Origin of the sequence: Natronococcus roseus (assembly GCF_043677095.1) — an archaeon.
Classification (GTDB): domain Archaea; phylum Halobacteriota; class Halobacteria; order Halobacteriales; family Natrialbaceae; genus Natronococcus; species Natronococcus roseus.
Genome location: NZ_JBHLJR010000002.1, coordinates 449394 through 471626 on the forward strand (window position 1 = coordinate 449394; position 22233 = coordinate 471626).

Annotated in this window: 17 protein-coding genes and 1 pseudogene; 8 read left to right on the forward strand and 10 right to left on the reverse strand. The window is 66.8% G+C overall.

Features of this window, described 5'->3' with window-relative positions; translation table 11 throughout:
* The first annotated feature begins 83 nt into the window (after positions 1-83).
* On the forward strand, positions 84-1451 hold the full coding sequence (locus ACFEMD_RS06780; RefSeq protein WP_394740234.1) for a GntP family permease: 1368 nt from the start codon (positions 84-86) through the stop codon (positions 1449-1451).
* 39 nt (positions 1452-1490) lie between these two features.
* On the opposite strand, the gene ACFEMD_RS06785 is transcribed toward ACFEMD_RS06780, so the two are convergent.
* Positions 1491-2267 (reverse strand): IclR family transcriptional regulator, encoded by a 777-nt coding sequence (locus ACFEMD_RS06785; RefSeq protein WP_394740235.1) that lies wholly within the window; start codon positions 2265-2267, stop codon positions 1491-1493.
* A gap of 273 nt (positions 2268-2540) precedes the next feature.
* A complete protein-coding gene (locus ACFEMD_RS06790; RefSeq protein ID WP_394740237.1) occupies positions 2541-3773 on the reverse strand; it encodes a hydroxyacid-oxoacid transhydrogenase in 1233 nt (410 codons plus the stop codon).
* Positions 3774-4119: 346 nt separating this feature from the next.
* Between ACFEMD_RS06790 and ACFEMD_RS06795 the strand changes: the two genes are divergently transcribed.
* The 3 genes from ACFEMD_RS06795 to ACFEMD_RS06805 all read left to right on the forward strand — a co-directional run bounded on the left by ACFEMD_RS06795 (position 4120) and on the right by ACFEMD_RS06805 (position 7348).
* Positions 4120-4881 carry an IclR family transcriptional regulator gene (locus tag ACFEMD_RS06795; protein ID WP_394740239.1) on the forward strand — a complete coding sequence of 254 codons (762 nt, stop codon included), beginning with the start codon at positions 4120-4122 and terminating at the stop codon, positions 4879-4881.
* Between the two features lie 228 nt (positions 4882-5109).
* Entirely contained in the window at positions 5110-6684 is a 1575-nt protein-coding gene (locus ACFEMD_RS06800; RefSeq protein ID WP_394740240.1) for a sodium:solute symporter family protein, read from the forward strand.
* Positions 6685-6769: 85 nt separating this feature from the next.
* The gene (locus ACFEMD_RS06805; RefSeq protein ID WP_394740241.1) at positions 6770-7348 is read left to right on the forward strand and encodes a hypothetical protein; all 579 of its coding nucleotides are present in this window, start codon (positions 6770-6772) and stop codon (positions 7346-7348) included.
* Between the two features lie 13 nt (positions 7349-7361).
* On the opposite strand, the gene ACFEMD_RS06810 is transcribed toward ACFEMD_RS06805, so the two are convergent.
* The gene (locus ACFEMD_RS06810; RefSeq protein ID WP_394740243.1) at positions 7362-8135 is read right to left on the reverse strand and encodes an SDR family NAD(P)-dependent oxidoreductase; all 774 of its coding nucleotides are present in this window, start codon (positions 8133-8135) and stop codon (positions 7362-7364) included.
* Between the two features lie 129 nt (positions 8136-8264).
* On the opposite strand from ACFEMD_RS06810, the gene hisD reads away from it, so the two are divergent.
* Positions 8265-9566 (forward strand): histidinol dehydrogenase, encoded by a 1302-nt coding sequence (gene hisD / locus ACFEMD_RS06815; RefSeq protein WP_394740245.1) that lies wholly within the window; start codon positions 8265-8267, stop codon positions 9564-9566.
* 308 nt (positions 9567-9874) lie between these two features.
* Positions 9875-10831: a 3-hydroxyacyl-CoA dehydrogenase family protein gene (locus tag ACFEMD_RS06820; RefSeq protein ID WP_394740247.1), complete on the forward strand. Its 957-nt coding sequence runs from the start codon at positions 9875-9877 to the stop codon at positions 10829-10831.
* Between the two features lie 38 nt (positions 10832-10869).
* Here ACFEMD_RS06820 and ACFEMD_RS06825 read toward each other — a convergent pair whose 3' ends face one another.
* From ACFEMD_RS06825 to pdhA, 5 genes and pseudogenes are all read right to left on the reverse strand, one after another.
* Complete coding sequence (locus ACFEMD_RS06825) at positions 10870-13125, reverse strand: NADP-dependent malic enzyme (protein WP_394740248.1); 2256 nt, start codon at positions 13123-13125, stop codon at positions 10870-10872.
* Positions 13126-13651: 526 nt separating this feature from the next.
* A pseudogene (locus ACFEMD_RS06830) lies at positions 13652-14598 on the reverse strand (ABC transporter permease).
* A gap of 138 nt (positions 14599-14736) precedes the next feature.
* Positions 14737-14967 carry an ABC transporter permease subunit gene (locus ACFEMD_RS06835; RefSeq protein WP_394740250.1) on the reverse strand — a complete coding sequence of 77 codons (231 nt, stop codon included), beginning with the start codon at positions 14965-14967 and terminating at the stop codon, positions 14737-14739.
* A 188-nt stretch (positions 14968-15155) separates the two neighbouring features.
* On the reverse strand, positions 15156-16124 hold the full coding sequence (locus tag ACFEMD_RS06840; protein ID WP_394740251.1) for an alpha-ketoacid dehydrogenase subunit beta: 969 nt from the start codon (positions 16122-16124) through the stop codon (positions 15156-15158).
* Complete coding sequence (gene pdhA / locus ACFEMD_RS06845) at positions 16121-17203, reverse strand: pyruvate dehydrogenase (acetyl-transferring) E1 component subunit alpha (RefSeq protein WP_394740252.1); 1083 nt, start codon at positions 17201-17203, stop codon at positions 16121-16123. Before pdhA ends, ACFEMD_RS06840 begins: the two co-directional genes overlap by 4 nt.
* A gap of 397 nt (positions 17204-17600) precedes the next feature.
* Between pdhA and nasA the strand changes: the two genes are divergently transcribed.
* Entirely contained in the window at positions 17601-19709 is a 2109-nt protein-coding gene (gene nasA / locus ACFEMD_RS06850) for an assimilatory nitrate reductase NasA (RefSeq protein ID WP_394740253.1), read from the forward strand.
* Between the two features lie 37 nt (positions 19710-19746).
* Here nasA and ACFEMD_RS06855 read toward each other — a convergent pair whose 3' ends face one another.
* Positions 19747-20262, reverse strand: coding sequence for a hypothetical protein (locus tag ACFEMD_RS06855; protein ID WP_394740255.1), 516 nt, complete (start codon positions 20260-20262; stop codon positions 19747-19749).
* Positions 20263-20534: 272 nt separating this feature from the next.
* Between ACFEMD_RS06855 and ACFEMD_RS06860 the strand changes: the two genes are divergently transcribed.
* Positions 20535-20759: a hypothetical protein gene (locus tag ACFEMD_RS06860; RefSeq protein ID WP_394740256.1), complete on the forward strand. Its 225-nt coding sequence runs from the start codon at positions 20535-20537 to the stop codon at positions 20757-20759.
* On the opposite strand, the gene ACFEMD_RS06865 is transcribed toward ACFEMD_RS06860, so the two are convergent.
* A complete protein-coding gene (locus tag ACFEMD_RS06865; RefSeq protein WP_394740258.1) occupies positions 20756-22078 on the reverse strand; it encodes an MFS transporter in 1323 nt (440 codons plus the stop codon). The two genes, ACFEMD_RS06860 and ACFEMD_RS06865, sit on opposite strands and share 4 nt — an antisense overlap.
* Positions 22079-22233: the final 155 nt, after the last annotated feature.

Consider the following 22233-nt stretch of genomic DNA (forward strand, 5'->3'; position numbering starts at 1 on the left):
AACGTAAGACGTTGCGTTCTCCGATCAAATGTGCTATCTATTATGTTAATCAATAAGTACCCCTGATCTGATGTTCCTCGTGCATGGTACTCTCAAACCCGCTTATACCGTTCGTTATCGGGTTGGTTATCGCGGTGGTACTGCTAGTGTGGGTGAAACTGCCGGCGTTCGTCGGGTTGATCATCGCGGCGATGGCGATCGGGGTGGTGACGCCACAGATCGCGTTCGACGCGGTTCCCGCACAGGTCGCCGAGTCGTTCGGCGACGTGATGGTCTCGATCGGGATCCCGATCCTGATGGCTGCGATTATCGGAAAGACGTTGATGGACAGCGGCGCGGCCGAACGGATCGTCCGCGCCTTCCAGTCGCTCACCGGCGAGGACCAGTCCGAGTGGGCGCTAATGGGAAGCAGCTACGTGCTGTCGATTCCGGTCTTCTTCGACAACGTGTTCTTCCTCCTCGCGCCGCTCGGGCGGTCGATGAAAGCCAAGACGGGCGTGAAGTTCTCGCTGTACATCTCGGTGCTGTGTGCCGGAGCGCTGGCGACGCACATGCTCGTGCCGCCGACGCCGGGCCCGCTCGCGATGTCCGCCGAACTCGACGTCGACGTCGGGCTCGCGCTGCTTGTCGGGATCGGGCTCGCACTGCCGACGTCGCTGCTCGGCGGGATCGTCTACGGGCGTTTCCTCCACAGCCGCGAGGACTTCCCGCTCCGGGAGGCGATGGGCTCCTCGCCAGAGAGCCTCAAGGAGAAGGCCGAGACGCCGATCGACCAGCTTCCGGGGCTGTTCGAGTCCTCGCTCCCGATCGCCGTCCCGGTCGCCTTCATCGCGTCCGCGACGATCACCGACGCCCTCCTGGGAGAGGGATCGTTCGTCGCCGACCTGGCGGCGTTCCTCGGCGATCCGAACTTCGCGCTGACCGCGGCCGCGATGCTCTCGGCGTTCACGTTCTTCCGGATGGAGATGGACGGGGACCGCTCGCTGTTCAGCGACGAGCTGACCGAGTCGATCAAATCCGGCGGAAACATCATCGCGATCACCGCGGCCGGCGGGACGTTCGGCGCGATGCTCGAGATTGCCGGCGTCGGTCAGTACATCGCCGACGGCCTCGTCGAGTTCGGCCTGCCGCTGCTGTTCGCCGGCTGGCTCGTGGCTGCCGTGATCCGCGTCGCCCAGGGGTCGGGCACCGTCGCGATCCTAACTGGCGCTGCCATGATGGCGCCGCTAACGGGTGATCTCGCGGCACACCCCGTCTACATGATGATGGCCGTCGGCTTCGGCGGGATGATCGCGCCATGGTACAACGACAGCGGGTTCTGGACCGTCAGCAAGATCGCAGGTATCACGCAGGCCGAGACGTTCAAGACGTACTCCGTCGTCGCGACGATCATGTCCGTCTCCGGGCTGATCCTCGTCCTCGCGGCCTCGGTGGTCATGCCGCTCACCTAAGCGAACCTACCCCATTTACCTGGAAAACTGTCGGTTCGCTCACTCGGAGAACGTCGTTCCCAGCTCGCTTCGAAGCCGTAGTTGGACCTCGTTTGCGGTCCCGGCCGCCAGTTCGGGCAGCGTCTCCTCGAAGTACTCCCCGCGGAGCCGGTTTCTCGGACCGGCGACCGCGATCGCGCCGTACAGCCCGCTCTCGAGGACGACCGGGCTGGCGACGGCGCGCCAGCCCTCGATGTTCTCGCCGTCGTTGAGCGCGTACCCCCGTTCCGCGATCCGCTCGCGGGCCTCCTCGAGCTCCTCGCGGGTCGTGATCGTTCGCTCGGTGTGGCGCTCGAGCCCGTGCTCGGCGACGATCTCGTCGACCCGGTCATCCGGCAGGGCGGCGAGGATCGCCTTCCCGCCCGCGATGGTGTGGAGGGCGCTTCGCGTGCCGATCGAGGCGTAGGGCTGGAGCGCGTCGCGTCCGATCCCCCTCCCGGCGTAGACGCCCCGGCCGCGCTCCTCGACGATGTACCAGACGATCTCGCCCGTCTCGTCGGCGAGCTCCTCGAGGGCGGGCTCGACTCGATCCGCGTAGGCGACGCCGTTTCTCGCGTAGGTTCCGTGGGTGAGAAACGCGAGGCTGAGATCGTACTCCCCGCCGTCGTTCGTCAGATATCCGAGTCGGGTGAGCGTCGTCACGTAGTCGTGGACCGTACTCTTCGGCACGTCGAGCGCGTCGGTCACCTCGCTCACGCTGGCCCCGCCCTCCTCGCGGATGTACTCGAGTATTTCGAACGCCCTTGCGACGGTCGTCAGCGGCACGTCGGCTGTCATTGGCCGACTCTGGCCCGCTCGAGTCAATAAGCGTTCTGTCTCCGGTGGACGACATCTTGTCCGAATATTCCGGACGCTGTGGCCGATACGTCGAGCTTCGACACAGCCTCGGCCGAAAACGCGAATCTCTCGGGTAATATTCGCCTACTGACGTAGTGAGATCTCTGGTATCCGAGTTAACAGTTTACATGGATGAGAGGTCGTCCGGAATATTCGGACAGGGCAGCGGCGGTATCGGCGACGAAGTATCGGCATTGCGGTTCGAAGGCGTAGTCAGTACGCGCTCTCGAGGATTTCCTCGAGCGCCTCCCGATCGACCCGACGCGGGTTGCCGACCAGCAGCCGCTGAATCTCCTCAGTTTTCTCGGCCAGTCGCGGAACGTCGCCCTCCTCGACGCCGAGGTCGCGCAGTCCCGAGGGGATGCCGACGTCGTCCGCCAGCGCCTCGACGGCCGTCGCGGCTCGGTCGCCGGCCTCGCGGTCGCTGACCCCCTCGAGGTTCTCGCCGAGGCGGTCGGCGATCGTCCGGTAACGATCGAACGCCGTCGACGCGTTGTACCGCATCACCGCGGGCAGGAGCGCGGCGACGGTGACGCCGTGGGGCGTGTGGTTCTCGCCGGCGACGGGATAGGCCAGCGCGTGGGTCGCGCCGAGTCCGGCGTTGGTGAACGCCACGCCGGCGAGCAGACTGCCCAGCGCCATGTTGCGTCGCGCCTCGAGGTCGTCACCGTTGTTGACCGCCCGCCGCAGGTTCGACCCGATGAGCTCGATCGCCTTCTCGGCGTACAGGTCGGTCAGCTCCGTTCGCCCGCCGTAGTCGGGGCGCTCGTCGGGACGATCGGGCTCGGGCTTCGCGCTGTACCAGCGGGTCGTGTAGGACTCGATGGCGTGGGTCAGCGCGTCCATTCCGGAGGCCGCGGTCACCGCGGACGGGAGCGACGCCGTCAGCAACGGATCGACGACCGCGAGATCGGGGTAGAGGTGTCGACTCGAGATTCCGACCTTGAGCTCCCGGTCGGGGAGCGAGACGACGGCCGCGGGGGAACTCTCCGAACCCGTCCCGGCGGTCGTCGGCACCGCGACGACGGTCGTCTCGCTCTCGGGTACGGACGCGCCGTCGCCGATCGGCGGCGCGACGTACTCGAGCAGCTCTCGATCGGTACCGGCCAGCGAACCGGTGACTTTCGCCACGTCGATCGAACTCCCGCCGCCGACGCCGACGACGGCGTCGGGTTCGGCGGCGTCGGCGGCCTCGAGGGCCGCCTCGTACACCTCGAGATCGGGATCGGGCTCGACGCCGTCGAACACCGAGACCTCGATCTCCGTCGGAATCGACCCGCGAACCGCGTCGACCACGCCCGCCTCGAGGAGCCCCTCGTCCGTGACGAGCAGGAGGGTCGAAACCGACCGGCCCGCGAGCCTGTCCCCGAGCTCCTCGATCGACCCGTTCCCGAACGCGATTCGGTCGGCGATCGCGAACTCCCAGACGCTGTCGGATTCGTACACGGATCTCCGTACGGGGACGAACACTTAAAGATACGTGGAGTTCGCCTGACCGGTATCGTTCGGGAACCACGAACGAACCACCTATTACGAGCATACTTTTGTAAATACTGTCGGGAGAACCTATTTTGCGGCCTCCATCTTCGTGAGTACTTCCCACTATTGATCGATCGTGATGGAACACCGAGCCGACGGTACGTCCGACGACCGCGGACGGACGGAGCCGTTGAGGCGGACGGACCGGCCACGTTACCGGCTCCGACCGAACCGGCGTTCGGCGATCGCGGATACGCGTTCCGATACGAGGACGATCACTCGACTTATGTGACTCACTCCCATACCGGCGGGTATGACGAACGACTCGACGCGGACGGTCAAATCGGCGGCGACGCTGTTCGACGTCCTCGACGCGGTCCACCGTCTCGAGGGGGGCGGTGCGACCGCGGTCGCCGAGGAGCTCGAGATCGCCAAGAGCACCGCCCACGACCACCTCGCGACGCTGGCCGAACACGAGTTTCTCATCAAGGACGGAGGCAGCTACCGCGTCGGGCTGAAGTGTCTCCACTACGGCGTGCAGGCGAAGAGTCGGATGGTGCTGGCCGACGTCGCCAGCCCCTCCCTCGAGCAGATGGCCGAGGAGACCGGCGAGATCGCCTGGGTGATGGTCGAGGAGTACGGCAAGGGCGTCTACCTCGAGAAGGCGATGGGCGATCGGGCGGTCCAGCCCTACGGCGAGATCGGCAAGCGCGTTCCGCTGCACAACATCGCGGCCGGAAAGGCGATCCTCGCGCACCTTCCCGAGGAGCGGGTCAGGGAGATCGTCACCGAGACGCCGCTCGAGGAGCGAACCGAGACCACTGTCTCGGACCCCGACGAGTTGCTGGCGGAGCTCGAGACGGTTCGCGATCGGGGGTACGCGCTCAACGACGGCGAGACCTTTGAGGGCTTTCGTGCGGTGGCGAGCCCCGTCGTCAACGACGGCGAGCTGCTCGGCTCGATCGTCGTCTCCGGTCCGGAAAACCGGCTCAGCGACGATCGGTTCACCGAGGAACTCCCCGAGATCGTCACCGGCGCGGCGAACGCGATCGAACTGAGCATGGCGAGCCGGTAGCGCGATCGGATTGATTGGTGTTCCCAACCGGACACGAATCACAGAAGATCGTTATATTTATCAGTTCGGTAGCTGCCAATGAGTTGTAGTGATAGCAATGAACGTGATGCAGGTACTACTAGTGACGACAGTCCTATACTTCCTGATCGTGGCGGTGTGGGTGTGGAAGATCGAGGACCTGATCGAACAACGCAGCGAAAAGCGAGCGACGGCGGAGGGTGAGCGCTGATGCCGACGACCGACGCCGTGATCACCTACGGCTGGCTCTTTCTGGCGTTCTACCTCGTCGTCATCGCCGGCCTGGGCTACTGGGGATGGAAGCGAACGGGAACGCAGGACGACTACGCGACGGCTCGTGGCGGGTTCGGCTTCCTCGCGCTCGGATTCGCGTACGCGGCGACCGTCGCCAGCGGCTCGACGTTCATGGGAATCCCCGGCATGGCCTACGACATGGGATTCAAGGCGGGCTACTACGCGTTGATCTACCCGATCGGCGCCTACCTCGGAATCATGCTCGTCGCCCGCATTACGAAGAAGGTCGGCGACGAGGCCGGCTCCCAGTCCATCCCGGACTTCCTGGGCGATCGATTCAAGAGCCCGGTGCTTCGACTGATGGCGTCGCTCGTCGCCCTCTTCTTGCTGTTTTACGTCATGTCCCAGATCGTCGCCGCCGGCTGGATGTTCGACACGATCCTCGGACTCGACTACACGGTCGGCATCTGGGCGGCGGCCGGGATGCTGTTGTTGTACCTGACCCTCGGCGGCAGCCACGCCGACATCATCACCGACGCCGTTCAGGGGGCGATCATGGTCGGGATCACGATCCTGATCTTCGCGATGTTCCTGACCGGGTGGGGGTTCGACGGGGGCGTCTCGGCCGTCAACGCGAACCTGGACTCGGGCCAACAGTGGGACACCCACACCGACTCCGAGAATCCGATCTTCGCCAACTGGTGGGTAATCTTCCTGCTGTTCGTCGGCCACATCGGCTTCACCGCCCAGCCCCACCTCGGGAACAAGTTCTTCGCGATCAAGGGAACCCAGTACATGAAGAAGTTCTTCGTCGTCGCGGCGGTCGCGGGTATGACGCTGCCGCTGATGTTCCTCGGCGGCGTGCTGGGCGCGGCCCAGGGGATCGAGATCACGGATCCGGACGCGATCATTCCCGTCCTGTTCATCGAGACGCTACCCGCAGTTCTCGCCGCCTTCCTCGGCGTCGCGATCCTCAGCGCGATCATTTCCACGGCCGACGGGCTCATTATCTCGGTCGCCCAGATCTTCGCGAACGACCTCTACCGCAAGACGTACGTCCCCTGGAAGGGCGGCGATCCCTCGAGTCCCGCCGTGAACCAGCGGGCGCTGCTCATCTCGCGGGTCGCGACCGTCGTCGTCACGATCGTCGCGGTCGCCGCCGTGATGACGCCGCCGCAGTATCTGTCGGTGTTCATGTGGATCGGGATCGGCGGGATTATCTCCGCCTACAGCGGTCCGTACTTCGTCGGTAGTCTCGACGAGTCCACCTCGAAGAAGGCCGCGATCATCGGCTTCGTCGCCGGCTTCGCCGTGTACGCCGTGATCCACCTCGGCCCGCAGATGGGGCTGTACGACTCGATCGCCGGCTTCAGCCTCTACCCCTACAGCGAGAACCCCTACGCCTCGAGCGGTATCGGCTTCATCGTGAGCTGCGTCTCGACGTACCTCGGGAGCAAGTTCACCGAGCCGATGGCCGTCGAGGACCGCAACGAGGTCTTCCGGGGGAGCACCGAGCTCTCCGACGGCGGTCGGGTCGAGAGCGACGACTGACCCGCAGTCTCGGCCGCTCTCCAGTCTCGAGGACGCGACCTCGAGACGCCAACAGCTAAGTGATCGTCGCGGCTGTTCCCGTGTAATGGAACTCCCGTGTTTCGAACCGCGGCTCGAGCCGTCCGACGCCGCCGGGCGAACCGATCGGCTGACGCTCACGACGTTTCTCCGCTCGAAACTCGAGTCGCTGCTCGGTCGCGGCGGGACCGAACCGCGGGTGACCACGCTCTACTATCCCGACTACCTCGCGTACACGACGGTCGTCTTCGATCGGATCGGCCGCGGCGAGAAAACGGTCAAGTTCGTCGCGGGGATCGACGCCGCGACCGGCCGGGCGGGTGAGGTCGACGTCACGATTCCCGAGATCGAGACGCGAACCGCTCCCGACGGTCGGATCGTTCCGGCGTCGGTCGACGAGCGCGAGGCAGAGGAAACGTGGGACGACTGGCTGTTCGGCTACATCAACCGAAAGTACCGTCCCGTCAAACGACCGGAGACGTCGCTCGACCGACTCGAGCTCGTCTACACGCCCTACTACGTCGTCGACTACGGCGAGGACGGCGATCGGTACGCGATCAGCTCGCTGACGAAACAGACCGAACTGCTCGAGGACATCGGGCCGCTGGCGGACGCCTACCGAGAGCAGCCGGAGCCGGAGACGTGAGCACCACGTCGGCTCAGTACCAGGCCGTCCCCGCGTCGACGTTGATATCCTGGCCCGTGATCCGTCGCGCTTCGGGACCCAGCAGGAACGAGACGGTCTCGGCGACGTCCTCGGGCTCGACCAGCTCTCCCAGCGCCGCATCGTCGGTGAACACGACCTTCTTCGCCTCCTCGTAGGAGAGGTCGCGTCGCTCCGCCTGCTTCTCGATCACGTCGTCGATGCGCGGCCCCGACGTCGCGCCCGGACAGACCGCGTTCACCGTTACGTCGTCGTTACCCAGCTCGAACGCGAGCGTGCGGGTGAGCCCGATCACCGCCATCTTCGAGGCCACGTAGGGGGTGCGGTCCTCGAGCGGGCGCTTCCCGCTGATCGACGAGATATTCACGACGCTCGCGCGGTCGCTCTCGGCCAGCAGCGGTGCAGCGTGTTTCACGAGCAGGAACGGTCCCTTCGCGTTGACCGCCATCGTGTGGTCCCAGTCGTCGGCCGTGACCTCAGTGACGGGTGCGGTCGGTCCGGCGATTCCAGCGTTGTTCACGACGCCGTCGATGCCCCCGAACTCGGCCGCCGTCCGATCAACCAGCTCCTCGACCGAGGACTCGTCGGTGACGTCGGTTCGCACCGGCAGCGCTCGCTCGCCCGCGTCGGCCATCGCTGCCGTCTCCTCGATCCCGTCGCCCCGCGCCGCGAGGGCGACGTTCGCACCGTCCTCGAGCAGCGTGAGTGCGATCTCTCGGCCGATACCACCGCTCGCGCCGGTGACGATGATCGTCCGTTCGTCGTGCATCGGCCTCGAGTTGCGCCTCCGGGGGAATAACTGCTTGCCCACGCGGTTACCGTCGACAGTCGGCGCTCGTCTCCTGGGACCGTATCCCATGTTTTTTATACCACGATCGTGTTATTCGGACTCGATAGCATGTCCGATACAGTGGAGTATCTCAAGGAGGCGGGTAGCGCCTCGATCGAGATCGATCAGGAGGTTACGGAGTCGGTACACGACATCCTCTCGGAAGTCAAGGAACGGGGCGACGACGCCGTCCACGAATTTACCGAGCGGTTCGACGACGTCGAGGTCGACGAGTTCCGCGTGAGCGAGAGCGAGATCGAAGCTGCGGCCGAGGAGCTCACCGACGCCGAGAAGGAGACGATCGACAACACGATCGCGAACGTCCGCGCGTTCCACGAGGAACAACGCGAGCACGTCTCCGGCTTCGAGAAGGAGTTCGAGGAAGGTGTGAAACTCGGCCAGCGGGTCGTCCCCGTCGAGTCCGCGGGAACGTACGTCCCCGGCGGCCGCCACCCGCTCGTGGCCGCGCCCGCGATGTCGATCGTGCCGGCCGACGTCGCCGGCGTCGAGCGGATCGTCACCTGCGCGCCGCCCCAGGAGGACGGGAGCATCCAGCCGGCTCAGCTGTACGCGATGGATCGATCGGGCGCCGACGAGATCTACAGCATCGGGGGCGCCCAGGCGATCGGCGCGATGGCCTACGGCACCGACACCGTCCCCGAGGTCGCCAAGATCACCGGGCCGGGCAACGTCTTCACCACCGAGGCCAAACGCCAGGTGTTCGGCCACGTCGGCATCGACTTCCTCGCCGGGCCCTCGGAAGTGCTCATCCTGACCGACGAGACCGCCGACCCCGAACTCGTCGCGACGGACCTGCTCGCCCAGGCCGAACACGACCCCAACTCGCGACCGATTCTCGTCTCGACCGACCGCGACGTCGCCGAGGACGCCGTCGCGGCCTTCGACGAGCAGGCCAACGATCTGCGCACCGAGGATGTCGCCCGCGAGTGCTGGGAGGAAAACGGCGAGGTCGTCGTCGCCGACGCTATGTCGGACGCCCTCGAGGTCGTCAACGACTACGCGATCGAGCACCTGCAAGTGATGATCGACGAGCCCCGTTCGGTCGTCGACGACCTCTACAACTACGGCTCGCTGTTCCTCGGCGACCACTCGCCGGTCGTCTTCGGCGACAAGGCCGTCGGCACCAACCACTCGCTGCCGACCCTCGAGGTCGCCCGCTACAGCGGCGGCATCACGGTCAACACCTACCTCAAGATCCTCACCCACCAGGAGGCGACCGAGAAGGGCGCCGCCCGCATCGCCCCCTGGGCCGCGAAGATCTGCGAGCTCGAGGGCACCCACGCCCACCAGCTCTCCGCGGAGGCCCGCCTCCGCGAGGATATCAGTCCGGACTACGGTCCACAGGAATAGCGAGGGGGCAGCGCGTAGTGACAGCCCGCGATCGCTGACACCGGCTCGAACGCCTCAAGCCGAGCGTCGCGAAAGTAGCGTTCGGTCGGCAATCCTTCTTCCGAAATCACATATCGGTTACCTCCTTAAATATCAGACACACGTACAGGGAAGCCGGGTAATGTGCGACGCCGATCGCTCCGACTTCTCGGGGTACCCGAACGCACTACCGACGACCCTCACCCTGCAACCTCCCGATCTCGTATGGAGAGGACGGACCAACTACGAAGATCACGAATTTTAAGTGTTGTTCCGAGAAGAGGGAGACGATGGCAGATCGTTTCGATCCCGAGCGACTCGCAGTCGTAGGTGCCGGCACGATGGGGCACGGCATCGCCGCCACGTTCGCGAGCGAAGGCTACGACGTGGGGCTACACGACACGAACGAGAACCGACTCGAGACCGGTCGAGAGCGCATCCGGGAGACGCTCCAGTTGCTGCGCGACGAAGGCCGCGTAGACCGCGCGGCGTTCGATCGTGCGACCAGCGCCGTCACGTACTCGACCGAGTTAGAGCCGGTCGTCGAGGATGCCGATCTGGTCGTGGAAGCCGTGACCGAGGACCTCGAGGTGAAGCGGACGGTGTTCGAGGATCTATCGGAGCTAACGAGCCCCGAGACGGTGCTCGCGTCGAACACGTCGGGACTCTCGATTACGGAGATCGCGACTGCGACGGATGCCCCCGAGCGGGTTCTCGGCACGCACTGGTTCAACCCGCCCCACATCGTCCCGCTCGTCGAGGTCGTCAAGGGAGAGCGGACGAACGACGATCTCGCGGCGGCCGTCACGGCGTTTCTCGACGATCTCGGAAAAACGGCGATCACCGTCGAGAAGGACGTTCCCGGATACATCGGCAATCGGATCCAGATGGCGATGTGCTACGAGGCGTTCTCGTTGCTCGATCGCGGCATTGCGAGCGCGGAGGATATCGACAAGGCGGTGAAGGCTGGATTCGGCTTTCGGCTGCCGTCGATGGGGATCTTCGAGAAGGTCGACCAGTCCGGAATCGACGTCCACTACGCCATCGAGTCGTACCTCATGGAAGCGCTCGATCGCGGTACCGACCCGAATCCGGTCGTCGCGGAACTCGTCGAAGCCGGCGATCTCGGGTTGAAGACCGGACAGGGCGTCTATAACTGGGACGAGAAGAACCCGGAAGCGGTCGTCGCTGCGCGCGATTCGGAACTGCTCGAGCAACTCGAGCTGTACGAATCCATGAACGCGTAATTCTTGATATGTGGAGCCAGTACGCGCGACGAGGGTCGCTACCCCTCTTCCTGGGCGTCGACCGTCGCGACCGCCGCCAGGTTCACGATGTCCCTGACGTCGTCCTCGCGCTGGAGGACGTGGACCGGCCGATCCATCCCGGCGAGCATCGGGCCGACCGCCTCGGCGCCGCCCAGCCGCTGGAGCAGCTTGTAGGCGATGTTGCCCGCCTCGAGGTTCGGCAGGACCAGCACGTTCGCCGGCTTCTCGAGGTCGGAGAACTCGAAGGTCCCCTCGAGGAGGTCCTCGACGACGGCCGTGTCGGCTTGCATCTCGCCATCGACCGGGAAGTCGATCGCCGGATCCTCGCGCAGCTGCCGGGCCGCCTGCCGCGGTTTCCGGGTGCCCTGGTTGTCGACGCTGCCGAAGTCGGAGTACGACAGCAGGGCGGCGCGGGGCTCGACGTCGAACCGTCGGGCGATGTCGGCGGCGTGTTGGGTCACCTCCGCGAGCGTCTCCTCGTCGGGATCCTGGTTGACCGTCGCGTCAGCGAGGAAGACGACGCGGTTCTTGAAGGTGAGCATGTAGACCCCCGCGGCGTACTCGACGTCGGCGGCGGTGCCGATCACCTGCAGGGGCGGGCGCAGCGCCGACGGGTAGTGGTTGGTCAACCCCGTCAGCATCCCGTCGACGTCACCCCGTTGGACCATCACCGAGGCGAAGTAGTTGCTGTCGCCGACGAGTTCGGTCGCCTCCCGCCGCGTGACGCCCTTGCGCTTTCGCTGCTCGTAGAGCGCCTCGGCGTACTCGCCGTTCGTCCCGTCGTCGGGATCGACGACTTCGGGGTCGAACGCGAGGCCGAGGTTCGCCGCGGTGCGGTCGATTTCGGCCTCGTCGCCGATCAACACCGGCTCGGCGAGGCCACGCTCCTCGAGCTGGTAGGCCGCGCGGATGATCTTCTCGTTGTGACCCTCCGCGAGCGCGATCCGCTTGGGGTCGCTTTTGGCCTTGTTCCGGACGATCCGCGTCATCTCGCGGGATTTTCCGAGCCGAGCCTCGAGCTCCTCGACGTAGGGCTCGCGCTCGATCTCGACTCGAGCGGCCCCCGACTCCATCGCGGCCTCGGCGACCGCGGGCGCGAGCTCGAACAGCACGCGGGGATCCATCGGCTTCGGGAGAATGTACTCGGGGCCGAACTGCAGCGGCTGGTCGCCGTAGGCCTCCCGCACGCTGTCGGGGACGTCCTCGCGGGCGAGTTCCGCCAGCGCCTCGGCCGCGGCGACCTTCATCGGCTCGTTGATCTCGGTCGCCCGAGCGTCGAGCGCGCCCCGGAAGATGAAGGGGAAGCCGAGCACGTTGTTGACCTGGTTGGGGTAGTCAGAGCGCCCGGTGGCCATGATGACCGTGTCGTCGCGGGCCGACTTCGCCGTCTCGTAGTCGATCTCGGGATCGGGGTTGGCCATCGCGAAGATGATCGGATCGGTGGCCATCGACCGCACCATCTCCGCGTCGACGATCCCGCCCGCCGAGAGCCCGACGAAGACGTCGGCGCCGTCCATCGCCTCGGCGACGCCGCCCGCGGGGACGTCGCGGGCGAACTCCCGGCTGTGGGGATCGAGGTCGCCCGACTCCGCGCGCTCGGTCGTGAGGATCCCGTCGATGTCGGCCATCGTGATGTTGTCACGTCGAACGCCCAGCGAGACGTAGAACCGGGCGGTGGCGATCGCCGCCGCGCCGGCACCCGCGAAGGCCACCTCGAGCTCCTCGAGGTCCTTGCCGGCGATCTCGGCGGCGTTCAACAGCGCGGCGCCGGAGATGATCGCGGTGCCGTGCTGGTCGTCGTGAAAGACCGGGACGTCCATCCGCTCGCGCAGGCGCTGCTCGATCGTGAAACACTCCGGCGCCTTGATGTCTTCCAGGTTTATCCCGCCGAACGTCGGCCCCATGCCGGCGACCGATTCGATAAAGGCGTCGGGGTCGTCGTGCTCGAGCTCGAGGTCGAAGACGTCGATGTCGGCGAAGCGCTTGAACAGGACGCCCTTCCCCTCCATGACGGGTTTCGAGGCCTCGGGGCCGATGTCGCCCAGCCCCAGCACGGCCGACCCGTTCGAGACGACACCGACCAGGTTCCCGCGGGCGGTGTAGCGGTAGGTGTCGTCGGGATCGTCAGCGATCGCGCGACACGGGCCCGCGACCCCGGGCGAGTACGCCAGGCTCAGCTCCCGCTGGGTGTTGGTGGGTTTGGTCGTTTCGACGGCGATCTTGCCGGGCGGGTCGGCCTCGTGGTACTCGAGTGAGTCGTCCTCTAGTGACATGAGCGGTCGTTTCCCGTAGAGCACCAAAAACGTACGGTTGGTTGCCTCGCCGCTCGACGGGTGTCGGCGAATACGACGTGCATGTGGGCATTCAACACGCCTTTGGTGGCAGCAGCGAGAGTGGGAGTGGCCGTTCCGATTCCCCTCGTTGGCTCCGTATCGGTCATCGACTATGTGGAGAGTAGTCCCACTTTTGTACATACTAGGTCGGGATCTCAGAACTGGAGCGCTCGTTCTCGGGTATCGATCCGGTACAAATACGCTGCTCGCAAAAACAGCTACATCGGCTTTTTTGAGTTATAGACGGCTGTCTTCGGGGAAGGAGGCGGAGCAGCTGTCGACTCTCAGTCCGATGGAGCCGCGATCTCCGAACGACCGGGACTATTGAAGGCCGAGTGCACACCTGTCCCGCCCTGTAACGGTACGATTTACCGAACTACTGGTTCGACCGCGCCACCGCGGATCTCTCCGTGCGAGACGCATCGAACCGGTCTGACTCGAGCGCACCCTCCTCGGGACCTCCGAGCTACTCCTCGCTCTCGTAGGGCTCGCCGACCGACGACGGCATCCGCGTCTTTCCCCAGAGGGTCAGGACGACGATCACGCCGACGTACGGCAGCAGCCCCATCAGCCGGCCCGAGACCGCGATGTCGACGGTCTGGAACTGGACCTGAAGCCCCTCGAGCCCGCCGAACAGCAGGGCGGCCAGCGCCGCGCCGATCGGGTTGTAGTTCCCGAAGAGGTAGGCGGCGATGGCGATCCAGCCGCGGCCGTCGACCATCGTGTCGCCGGTGCCGATGAACGTGCCGGCGTGGGCGAGCAACACCGCGCCGCCGAGGCCGGCCATCGCTCCCGAGAACAGTACGGTGGCGTACCGAACCCGGTTGACGTCGATCCCGGCGGTGTCGAGGGCGGTCGGGTTCTCGCCGGCGGCCTGGACCCAGTAGCCGTAGCGGGTACGGTAGAGCACGACCCAGGCGGCGATAACCACGGCGAGCGTCAGTACTACGAGCGGGACTGGTTGAACAGGATCGGCCCGACGACGGGGATCTCCACCAGGACGGGAATCGAGTAGCGGTTCACGCTCTCGAGCCCCGGACACCGGACGGTTCCCCACAGCAGCGACGCGAGGAAGGGGGCGAACCCCAGTCCGATGAACCACACCGCGAGCCCGGCGACGATCTGGTCGGCCTTGTACCGGATCAGCAGGACGGCGTACCCCGCGGTCAGCGTCAGCGAGACGCCGACGGCCGCGACGATGGCGAGCCAGACGTGAAGCTGGCTCGAGGCGCCGACCAGCGACAGCGTCGCCGCCGCGGTGATCGCGCCGGAGATCATGAATCCCTCGAGCCCGATGTTGAAGACGCCGCTCTTCTCGGCGTCCAGACCCCCGACGGCGAGCGCGGCGGCGGCGAGCGCCGCGAGTCCGCCGAGCCGGAGTCGTCGTCGGCTCGCACCTGTCGCGAGACTCACCGGTTCTCACCTCCCAGACCCGTTCACTTCGCGAACATCCGGAACAGCTCCGGGGCGGCGACGAACAGCACCGACGATGCCGGCGATCGCGTCGAACCCGTACGTGCCGATCTCCGGGGTCGATGAAGTAGCCCTGGATCATGATCGCGAACACCGCCTCGACGAGGCCGGCGACCATCCCGAGAGGGTCATCGTCGCGACGATCGTCCGCTTGGGATCGACCCCGGAGAACGTCGCCGCGCTGGCCTGGTAGCCGCTGGTAACCATGTCGTAGCCGAAGCTGGTCCGGGTCATCCCGACGGCGACGGCGCCGACGACGGTCAGCGCCAGTCCCGGTCCGAGGGCCGAGAAGTTCGGATCCGAGAACACGAGCGATGGAAAGCCGACGCCCTCCGGCAGGTACTCGGTCCGAACCGAACGCGCGTCGTCGGGATAGGGAGGCCGTCGACGGCCCAGCCGACGATCCTGATCGCGATGAAGTCGAGCATGATCGACGTGATGATCCCGTTGGCGCCGTGGTAGGGGTCGGCTACCGCGACGGCCCGCGGTCTCGCGGTCTACCCGAACTCGAGGGCGTCGCGGATTCCCGCCTCGATGCGGTCGGCGTCGGGCAGGTAGTCGTCCTCGCGGGCGAACATCGGCATCGGGACGTCGTACCCGGTCACCCGTTCGATCGGCGCTTCAAGGTAGAGAAACGCCTCCTCGTTGAGCCGCGCGATGATCTCACCGGCCATCCCCGCCGTCTTCGGCGCCTCGTGGACGATCGCACAGCGTCCGGTTTTCTTCACGGAGTCGACGATCGTCTCGGTGTCGAGCGGGTACAGCGTTCGCGGGTCGATCACCTCGACGCTCGCGTCGATATCGTCGACGGCGTCGAGGGTCTCTCTCAGCATCGATCCCCAGGCAACGACGGTGACGTCCTCGCCGGGCTCGACCACCCGGGCCTCGCCGAGCGGGATCTCGTGGTCGTCGGGGACCTCCTCCCGGAACGAGCGGTAGAGTCGCGTCGGCTCCATGAAGATGACGGGATCGGGACTCCGGATCGACGAGGTGAGCAGCCCCTTCGTCTCGGCGGGCGAGGAGGGGAAGACGACCTTCAGGCCGGGGATGTGTGCGAACCCCGCCTCGAAGCTCTCGGAGTGAAGCTCCAGGGCGTGGATCCCGCCGCCGTAGGGCGTTCGGATCGTCATCGGACAGGTGATCGTTCCACGGGTTCGGCTCCGCATGCGCACGACGTGCTGGGCCAGCTGGTGGAACCCCTGGTAGAGGAAGCTCTGGAACTGGATCTCCGCGACGGGACGCATCCCGGTCGCCGCCAGACCGACGCCCGCTCCGACGATGCCTGCCTCCGCGACCGGCGTGTCGAACACCCGGTCGGGGTAGTCGTCGATCAGCCCCTGGGTCGCTCGAAACACGCCGCCGGCCTCGCCAACGTCCTCGCCGTAGACGACGACGTCGTCGTCGCGCGCCAGTTCCGCGCCGAGCGTGTCGCGGACGGCCTCGACCATCCGGAGTCGCTCGCTCATTGGCCCTCACCCCCGTTTTCGGCCTCGAACGCCGCGAGCTGTTGCTCGAGTTCGGGCGGGAGGTCCTCGTAGACGTGCCGGAACATGTCCGCGGGATCGAGCTCCTCGCGCCGTTCGTTCGCCTCGTCGATCGCCGACGCGAGCTCCGCCTCGATCCGCTCGGCGATCGACTCTTTCGTCTCCTCGTCCAGGATCCCTCGATTCTCGAGGTACCGCTGGAACCGGAGGATGGGGTCGCGAGCCTCCCACTCGGACTCCTCCTCGCTCTCGCGGTAGGCGGAGGGATCGTCGGAGGTCGTGTGCATCGATCGGCGGTAGGTCAGCGCCTCGATGAGGACCGGCTCGCCGTTGCGGGCCTTCTCGACGGCCTCCCGCGCGACGCGATAGACCCCGAGGACGTCGTTGCCGTCGACCTGCACGCAATCGATCCCCGCCGCGATCGCCTTCTGGGCGAACGTCTCCGCCTGGGTCTGTTTCTCGGTTCCTGTCGAGATGGCGTACCGGTTGTTCTGACAGACGAAGACGGTCTGGGCGCCGTAGACGCCGGCGAAGTTCATCGCCTCGTAGACGTCGCCCTCGCTGGTCGCGCCGTCGCCGAAGTAGGTGATCGCAACGTTCTCCCGGTCCTGGAGCGCCTCGCCCCAGCCGATGCCGGCGGCGTGCAGCGGCTGCGAGCCGACGGGAATCGCCGGCGGAAGCGCGCCTTCGCCGTCCGGAATCTCCGCGCCCTCCTCCATCCCCTTCGCGTACTGGAGGATCGCGTCCGGCGCCGTGCCGTGGACCAGGAGCGCGGGCTGTTCGCGAAACGACGGGACGAGCCAGTCGTCCTCGCCGAGGGCGAACGCGGTGCCGACCTGCGCCGCCTCCTGCCCGATCGCGGGGGCGTACGTGCCGAGCTCTCCCCGCCGCTGGAGCGCGATAGCGCGCTCGTCGAGGCGACGGGACCGCTTCATCTGTTCGTACACCGTCAGCAGCTCGTCGTCGCTCAGGTCCGGAACCAGTTCGTCGTCGACCGTCTCGTCCTCCGACAGTATCTGGACCGATCGGATGTGAAACTGAGCGACGGTCTCTTCGGGCATAGGGATAGTACGGGTTCGATAGTGTTAATCTACTGGTCGGTCCGGAACGGGAACGGGACGAAGAGCGACGCGGCAACCGCGAGTCGCAGGCCGACCGACGCGTCGGCGGCCGGTGGCGATTCCGCGCTATCGATCGGTGGTCCCGAAAGCGTCCGATCGGGCCGTCGAAACGCTCGCTCGCTCCGCGTTCGCGACCTTATATTGTCCATATCCGTAGGTATACGTCCGACCTTCTCGAGCGCCGTGCGAAAAGTAACGAATCGTAAACGATCACTGTTTAGTACCTCCATACGTATCCTGCACGTATGGATTTGTTCGTGGTGCGAGCAGGTCGGCTCTATTTGAGTTCCGTTTGTAAACTCGCAGCCGCGGGTTCGAGCGGCGGAGGGAAGCGGTCGTGACCGAGCTGGTGCCGACGACCTGCATGCGGTGTGCGGTCGGCTGCGGGCACGTCCAGCAGGCCGTCGACCGGGGGTACGGTCTCGAGAGCGTCCGCGGCGACGCCGCCCACCCCGTGTCGAACGGGCTCGCCTGCCAGCGCGGGATCAGCGAGAGCGCCGACCCCGACGGTGAGTGGCTGACCCGCCCGCTCGTTCGCCGCGACGGCGAGCTGGTAGCGACGACCTGGGAGACCGCCCTCGAGCGGGCCGCCGAGGGACTCGACACGGCCCTCGAGGGCGGCCGCGACCGCGTTGCGGTGCTCGGCAGCGGCCAGCAGACCAACGAGGCCGCCTACGCCCTGGGCAAGCTCGCCCGCGGCGGGATCGGCACCCGGTACTACGACGCCAACACGACGCTGTGTATGGCCTCGGCGGTGACCGCGTACTACGACGCCTTCGGCAGCGACGCGCCGCCGCCGACCTACGACGACGTCCCCGAGGCCGAGACCCACCTCGTCTGGGGGGCGAACCCGGCCGCGGCCCACCCCGTGTTGTTCCGGTGGATCAACCAGTCGGCCGACGCCGAGGACTCGGAGCTGCTCGTCGTCGACCCGATCGACAGCGAGACCGCCGAGGTCGCCGACCACCGCGTCCCGCTCGAGCCCGGCGGCGACCTCGCGCTGGCGCGTGCGGTCCTGGCTCGAATCGTCGAGACCGACCGGGTCGACGAGGCGTTCGTCGCCGACGCGACGACGGGATTCGACCAGCTTCGCGAGGAGCTTCCGGACCCCGCTCGAGCGGCCGAGCGCGCCGGCGTCTCAATGGCCGACGTCGACCGACTCGCTGCCGCGCTCGAGAACCGAACCCTCGTCTACTGGGGGATGGGGATCAATCAAAGTGTCAATGGCACCGACGCCGCGGGCGCGCTGATCGATCTCTGTCTGGCGACAGGGAACCTCCGGCCGGGCTCGGGGCCGTTCTCGCTGACCGGGCAGGCGAACTCGATGGGGACCCGGGTCTGTTCCTCGAAGGGGACCTGGCCCGGACAGCGATCGTTCGACGATCCCGCGGCCCGCGAGCTCGTCGCGGAGACCTGGGGCGTTCCGCCGTCGCGGCTGCCTACTGATCCCGGGCCGGGACCGGTCGGGATCGTCGACGCCATCGACGAGGAAGTCGACGCGGTCTACGCCGTCGCGACGAACCCCGTCGCGGGGATGCCCGACGCGACGAACGTCCGCGAGCGCCTCGATGACGCCTTCCTCGTCGTTCAAGACGCCTTTCGCAGTGAGACGGTCGAGCACGCCGACGTCGTCCTGCCCGCCGCGACCTGGGGCGAATCGGAGGGGACGACGACCAACATGGAACGGACCGTCTCCCGGGTCCGGGCCGCGACGGAGACGCCCTCGGGCGTCAGAACCGACCTCGAGCTGATCGGTGCGCTGGCCGATCGGCTCGCCCCGGGGCTGTTCGACGACCCGCCAGAACCGGAGCCCGTCTTCGACGAGCTCGCGGCGATGACCGAGGGGACCCCCGCGGATCTCTCGGGACTCTCCTACGACCGCCTCGAGGCCGAGCTGGCGGTGCGGTGGCCCGCCCCGGAGCCCGACGCCGCGGGCGGATACCGCTACTACGAGGAGCGGACGGACGCCAGCGGCGACGAAGCGGAGACGTGGTCGTTCCCGACGCCGTCGGGTCGCGCCCGCTTCTCGGACGGACAGGCCGAACCGCTGCCCGAGCCGACCGACGACGACTACCCGTTCACGCTGACGACCGCGCGCCGACCCGACGCGTACAACACCGGCGTTCGGACCCGCGAGGACGACCCGCCGACCGCGCGCGTGAGCCCGGCGACGGCCGTCGCCGTCGCGGACGACCTCGAGCAGGGGACGGACGGCCGGTACGGGCGCGTCGTCTCGAGGCGGGCGTCGATCACCGTCCGCCTCGAGGCCGACGAGTCCATCCCCGACGGCGTCATCTGGCTGCCGATCCACCACCCCGCGGTCAACGACCTCACCCTCCCCGCGGTCGACCCGCGCTCGAGGGAGCCCAACTTCAAGCAGTGTGCGGTTCGGCTCGCTCCGCCCCGAGATCCGGAGCTCGAGGCCGTCGTCGAGGCGAGCGCCTGACGGACGACCCCGTTCGGGAGGGTAAGCCGGCGACCGATCAGTCGTCGGTCGCTTCGTACCGGGCCTCGGTCCAGATCTCCTCGCCGGTGCCGTCCTCGAAGTGGATTCGGATCGCGTCGACGAACGAGTTCCGCAGCTCCCGCTTCCACTCCTCGAGGGCCGCCTCGTGGTACTCGTCGACGACGCCCTCGGTCACGTCGTCTCCGCGGTCCTCGCGGGCAGTCGCTCGAGCCTCCTCGCGCGTCGGGGCGGTCAGGTGCGTCTCGTTCGGGTGGACCCCCGCCTCGTTGCGAACGAACGTCGCGGGCTCGAGGTGGAGCGGTTCCGGATCTCGGCCGGGCGGATAACGCTTGGGGCCGTCCTGGGCGTACGGCTCCGCGCGCTGTTCCTCCTCGAAGGGCGGGACGAGCCGGAGCACGTGCGTTCGTCGGAAGTTGTCCTCCACGCGGTTTCGCTCGAACGCCTCGACGACGTCGTCGGGATCGACGACGACGACCTGAATCTCCGTCGCCGGGTGGTCGGCGAGCGGCCCGTCCGGGTTGGAATCTTGCATGCGACGTCAACTGACGGTCCGCGCGGTTACGTCGGTTACGGTCGACGGGTGCCGAAACGCGTCCACGCACGGTGTCGCCCGGGGGACCCTCTCGAGTGCGCGACGAGAGCGTCGGCGTTCGACGCCGAGGAATCTCGAAACGCGTCCCCGACGGCTCGAGCCGTCCGACCCTGACTCCCGACGCGGGCCGGCGGTCGGGTTCGCGCACCGACGCTACGATCGTGCCGTGGACGGCCGGTAGACTCTATTCCACTCGAGTCGAACGGGCCGGTATGCCAGGACTCGTCGGACTGCTCGTCACCGCGCTGATCGTCCTTCAGGTTCCGGCCGCGATCCTCGTCTACCTCGACGCGAAGCGCCTGAACGCCGAGAACCCGCTCGTCTACTTCTACGGGATCCTCGTCCCGGCCGCCGGGTTCGTGGTCGTTCCGGCCTACCTCTCGAAACGAGAGGAGCTTCCGCGCGAGTCCGCCGACTCGGAACCCGCGGATTCCTAGTCGTCGCTCGAGGGGGTCGCTCCGTCCGCGGGCGGCTCAGCAGTGACGAGCCAGCCGTCCTCGGTCGCGCGCTCGGCGACGGCGGGCTGGAACACCCAGGCGGCGAGCGCGACGATCGGAAGCATCGTGACGGCGACGACGAGGTACCCGAGGTGGAGGTTCGGGAGGAACGGCGCGGCGAACACGAGCGGGTAGACGGTGCCGCCGATCGTTCCGATCCCGCCGACGACGCCGGCGACGCTGCCGGAGCTGTCGGGGAACATCGCGGGCACCTGCGCGAAGATCGCCCCCTCGGAGAACGCACAGCCGACGCCGACGAGGAAGCCGGCGGCGACCGCGAGGTAGATGCTTCCGGAGAGGCCGGCGACGGTCATCCCGACCATCGAGACGACGACGAAGACGAGCGTCGCGAACGTCCACTGCTCGCGGTAGCGGCCCTCGAACCACGGCAGGATGTCGCGCTCCCTGCGCGCGACGACGTCGCTGATATAGCCGCCAAGCGGCCGGAGCAGCCCGGCCGCGATCGAGAACGTCGCCGCGAACGTGGCCGCGATGACGATGTCACCCTGCCCGAACCCCTCGCGGTAGTACGTGCCCAGCCAGCCGTTCATCGCGACCTCGAGGCCGAAGGTCATCACGTACGCCGCCGCGAGCACGACCGCGCCGTGGCGCGTGCCGACGTAGAGGAACTGTTTGAAGCTGGCCTTCTCCCTGGTCGCCTGCCGCTTGGCCTCGCTCTTTGCGGCGTCGCCGAAGACGTAGTAGACGACGCCGAGAACGACCGCGAGCACGCCGGTGTAAAAGAACGCAGCGCGCCAGTTCGTCGCGAACAGCGGTCCGGCGTACCCCTCGCCGAAGATCCGCGGAAGGGTGAAGTACGCGCCCAGACCTGCACCGGCGTTGCCGATTCCGGCGAAGACGCCCTCCGCTAGCCCGAGGTTCTCCTCCTCGAACCACTCGGCGACGTGCTGGATGCCGATGACGAACGTGATGCCCGCCAGCGAGGCGATCACCCGCGAGGCGGTAAACACCTCGTAGGTCGTCGCGAACGCGCTGATGATCGAGAAGATCCCGACGATCACCAGCGTGACGCTGGCGGTTACTGGTGCCCCGTACTTGTCGGTCAGCGGCCCGATCAGGATCCGACCGACCGGAACGGCGATCACGGCCGCACTTGAGACGAGCCCCAGCTGGGCGACCGAGAGGCCGAACTCGTCGGCGATTCCGCCGGTAAACGGCGCGAACGAGAACCAGATGACGAACCCCAGGTTGAACATCGCCGTCGCCAGCAGGAGGTTCTTCCACTTGCCGTGAATCATGGACGCTTACCTCCGACCGTAGTTGCGGACGTGCGTTCGCTTCTGCCACAGCTGAGTTCACAATTCGGATCGAAATTCGGTACGAGGATGACGTTCGGACTCACGTGTCTACGCTATCTGGACGTGCGACACTGTATAAACGTACTTATTACCTA

Bases quoted from the DNA above. Each gene is read 5' to 3' on its own strand.
- ACFEMD_RS06780 (WP_394740234.1), top strand. From the start codon at position 84: ATGGTACTCTCAAACCCGCTTATACCGTTCGTTATCGGGTTGGTTATC.
- ACFEMD_RS06785 (WP_394740235.1), bottom strand. From the start codon at position 2,267: ATGACAGCCGACGTGCCGCTGACGACCGTCGCAAGGGCGTTCGAAATA.
- ACFEMD_RS06795 (WP_394740239.1), top strand. From the start codon at position 4,120: ATGACGAACGACTCGACGCGGACGGTCAAATCGGCGGCGACGCTGTTC.
- ACFEMD_RS06800 (WP_394740240.1), top strand. From the start codon at position 5,110: ATGCCGACGACCGACGCCGTGATCACCTACGGCTGGCTCTTTCTGGCG.
- ACFEMD_RS06805 (WP_394740241.1), top strand. From the start codon at position 6,770: ATGGAACTCCCGTGTTTCGAACCGCGGCTCGAGCCGTCCGACGCCGCC.
- ACFEMD_RS06810 (WP_394740243.1), bottom strand. From the start codon at position 8,135: ATGCACGACGAACGGACGATCATCGTCACCGGCGCGAGCGGTGGTATC.
- hisD (WP_394740245.1), top strand. From the start codon at position 8,265: ATGTCCGATACAGTGGAGTATCTCAAGGAGGCGGGTAGCGCCTCGATC.
- ACFEMD_RS06820 (WP_394740247.1), top strand. From the start codon at position 9,875: ATGGCAGATCGTTTCGATCCCGAGCGACTCGCAGTCGTAGGTGCCGGC.
- ACFEMD_RS06825 (WP_394740248.1), bottom strand. From the start codon at position 13,125: ATGTCACTAGAGGACGACTCACTCGAGTACCACGAGGCCGACCCGCCC.
- ACFEMD_RS06840 (WP_394740251.1), bottom strand. From the start codon at position 16,124: ATGAGCGAGCGACTCCGGATGGTCGAGGCCGTCCGCGACACGCTCGGC.
- pdhA (WP_394740252.1), bottom strand. From the start codon at position 17,203: ATGCCCGAAGAGACCGTCGCTCAGTTTCACATCCGATCGGTCCAGATA.
- ACFEMD_RS06855 (WP_394740255.1), bottom strand. From the start codon at position 20,262: ATGCAAGATTCCAACCCGGACGGGCCGCTCGCCGACCACCCGGCGACG.
- ACFEMD_RS06860 (WP_394740256.1), top strand. From the start codon at position 20,535: ATGCCAGGACTCGTCGGACTGCTCGTCACCGCGCTGATCGTCCTTCAG.
- ACFEMD_RS06865 (WP_394740258.1), bottom strand. From the start codon at position 22,078: ATGATTCACGGCAAGTGGAAGAACCTCCTGCTGGCGACGGCGATGTTC.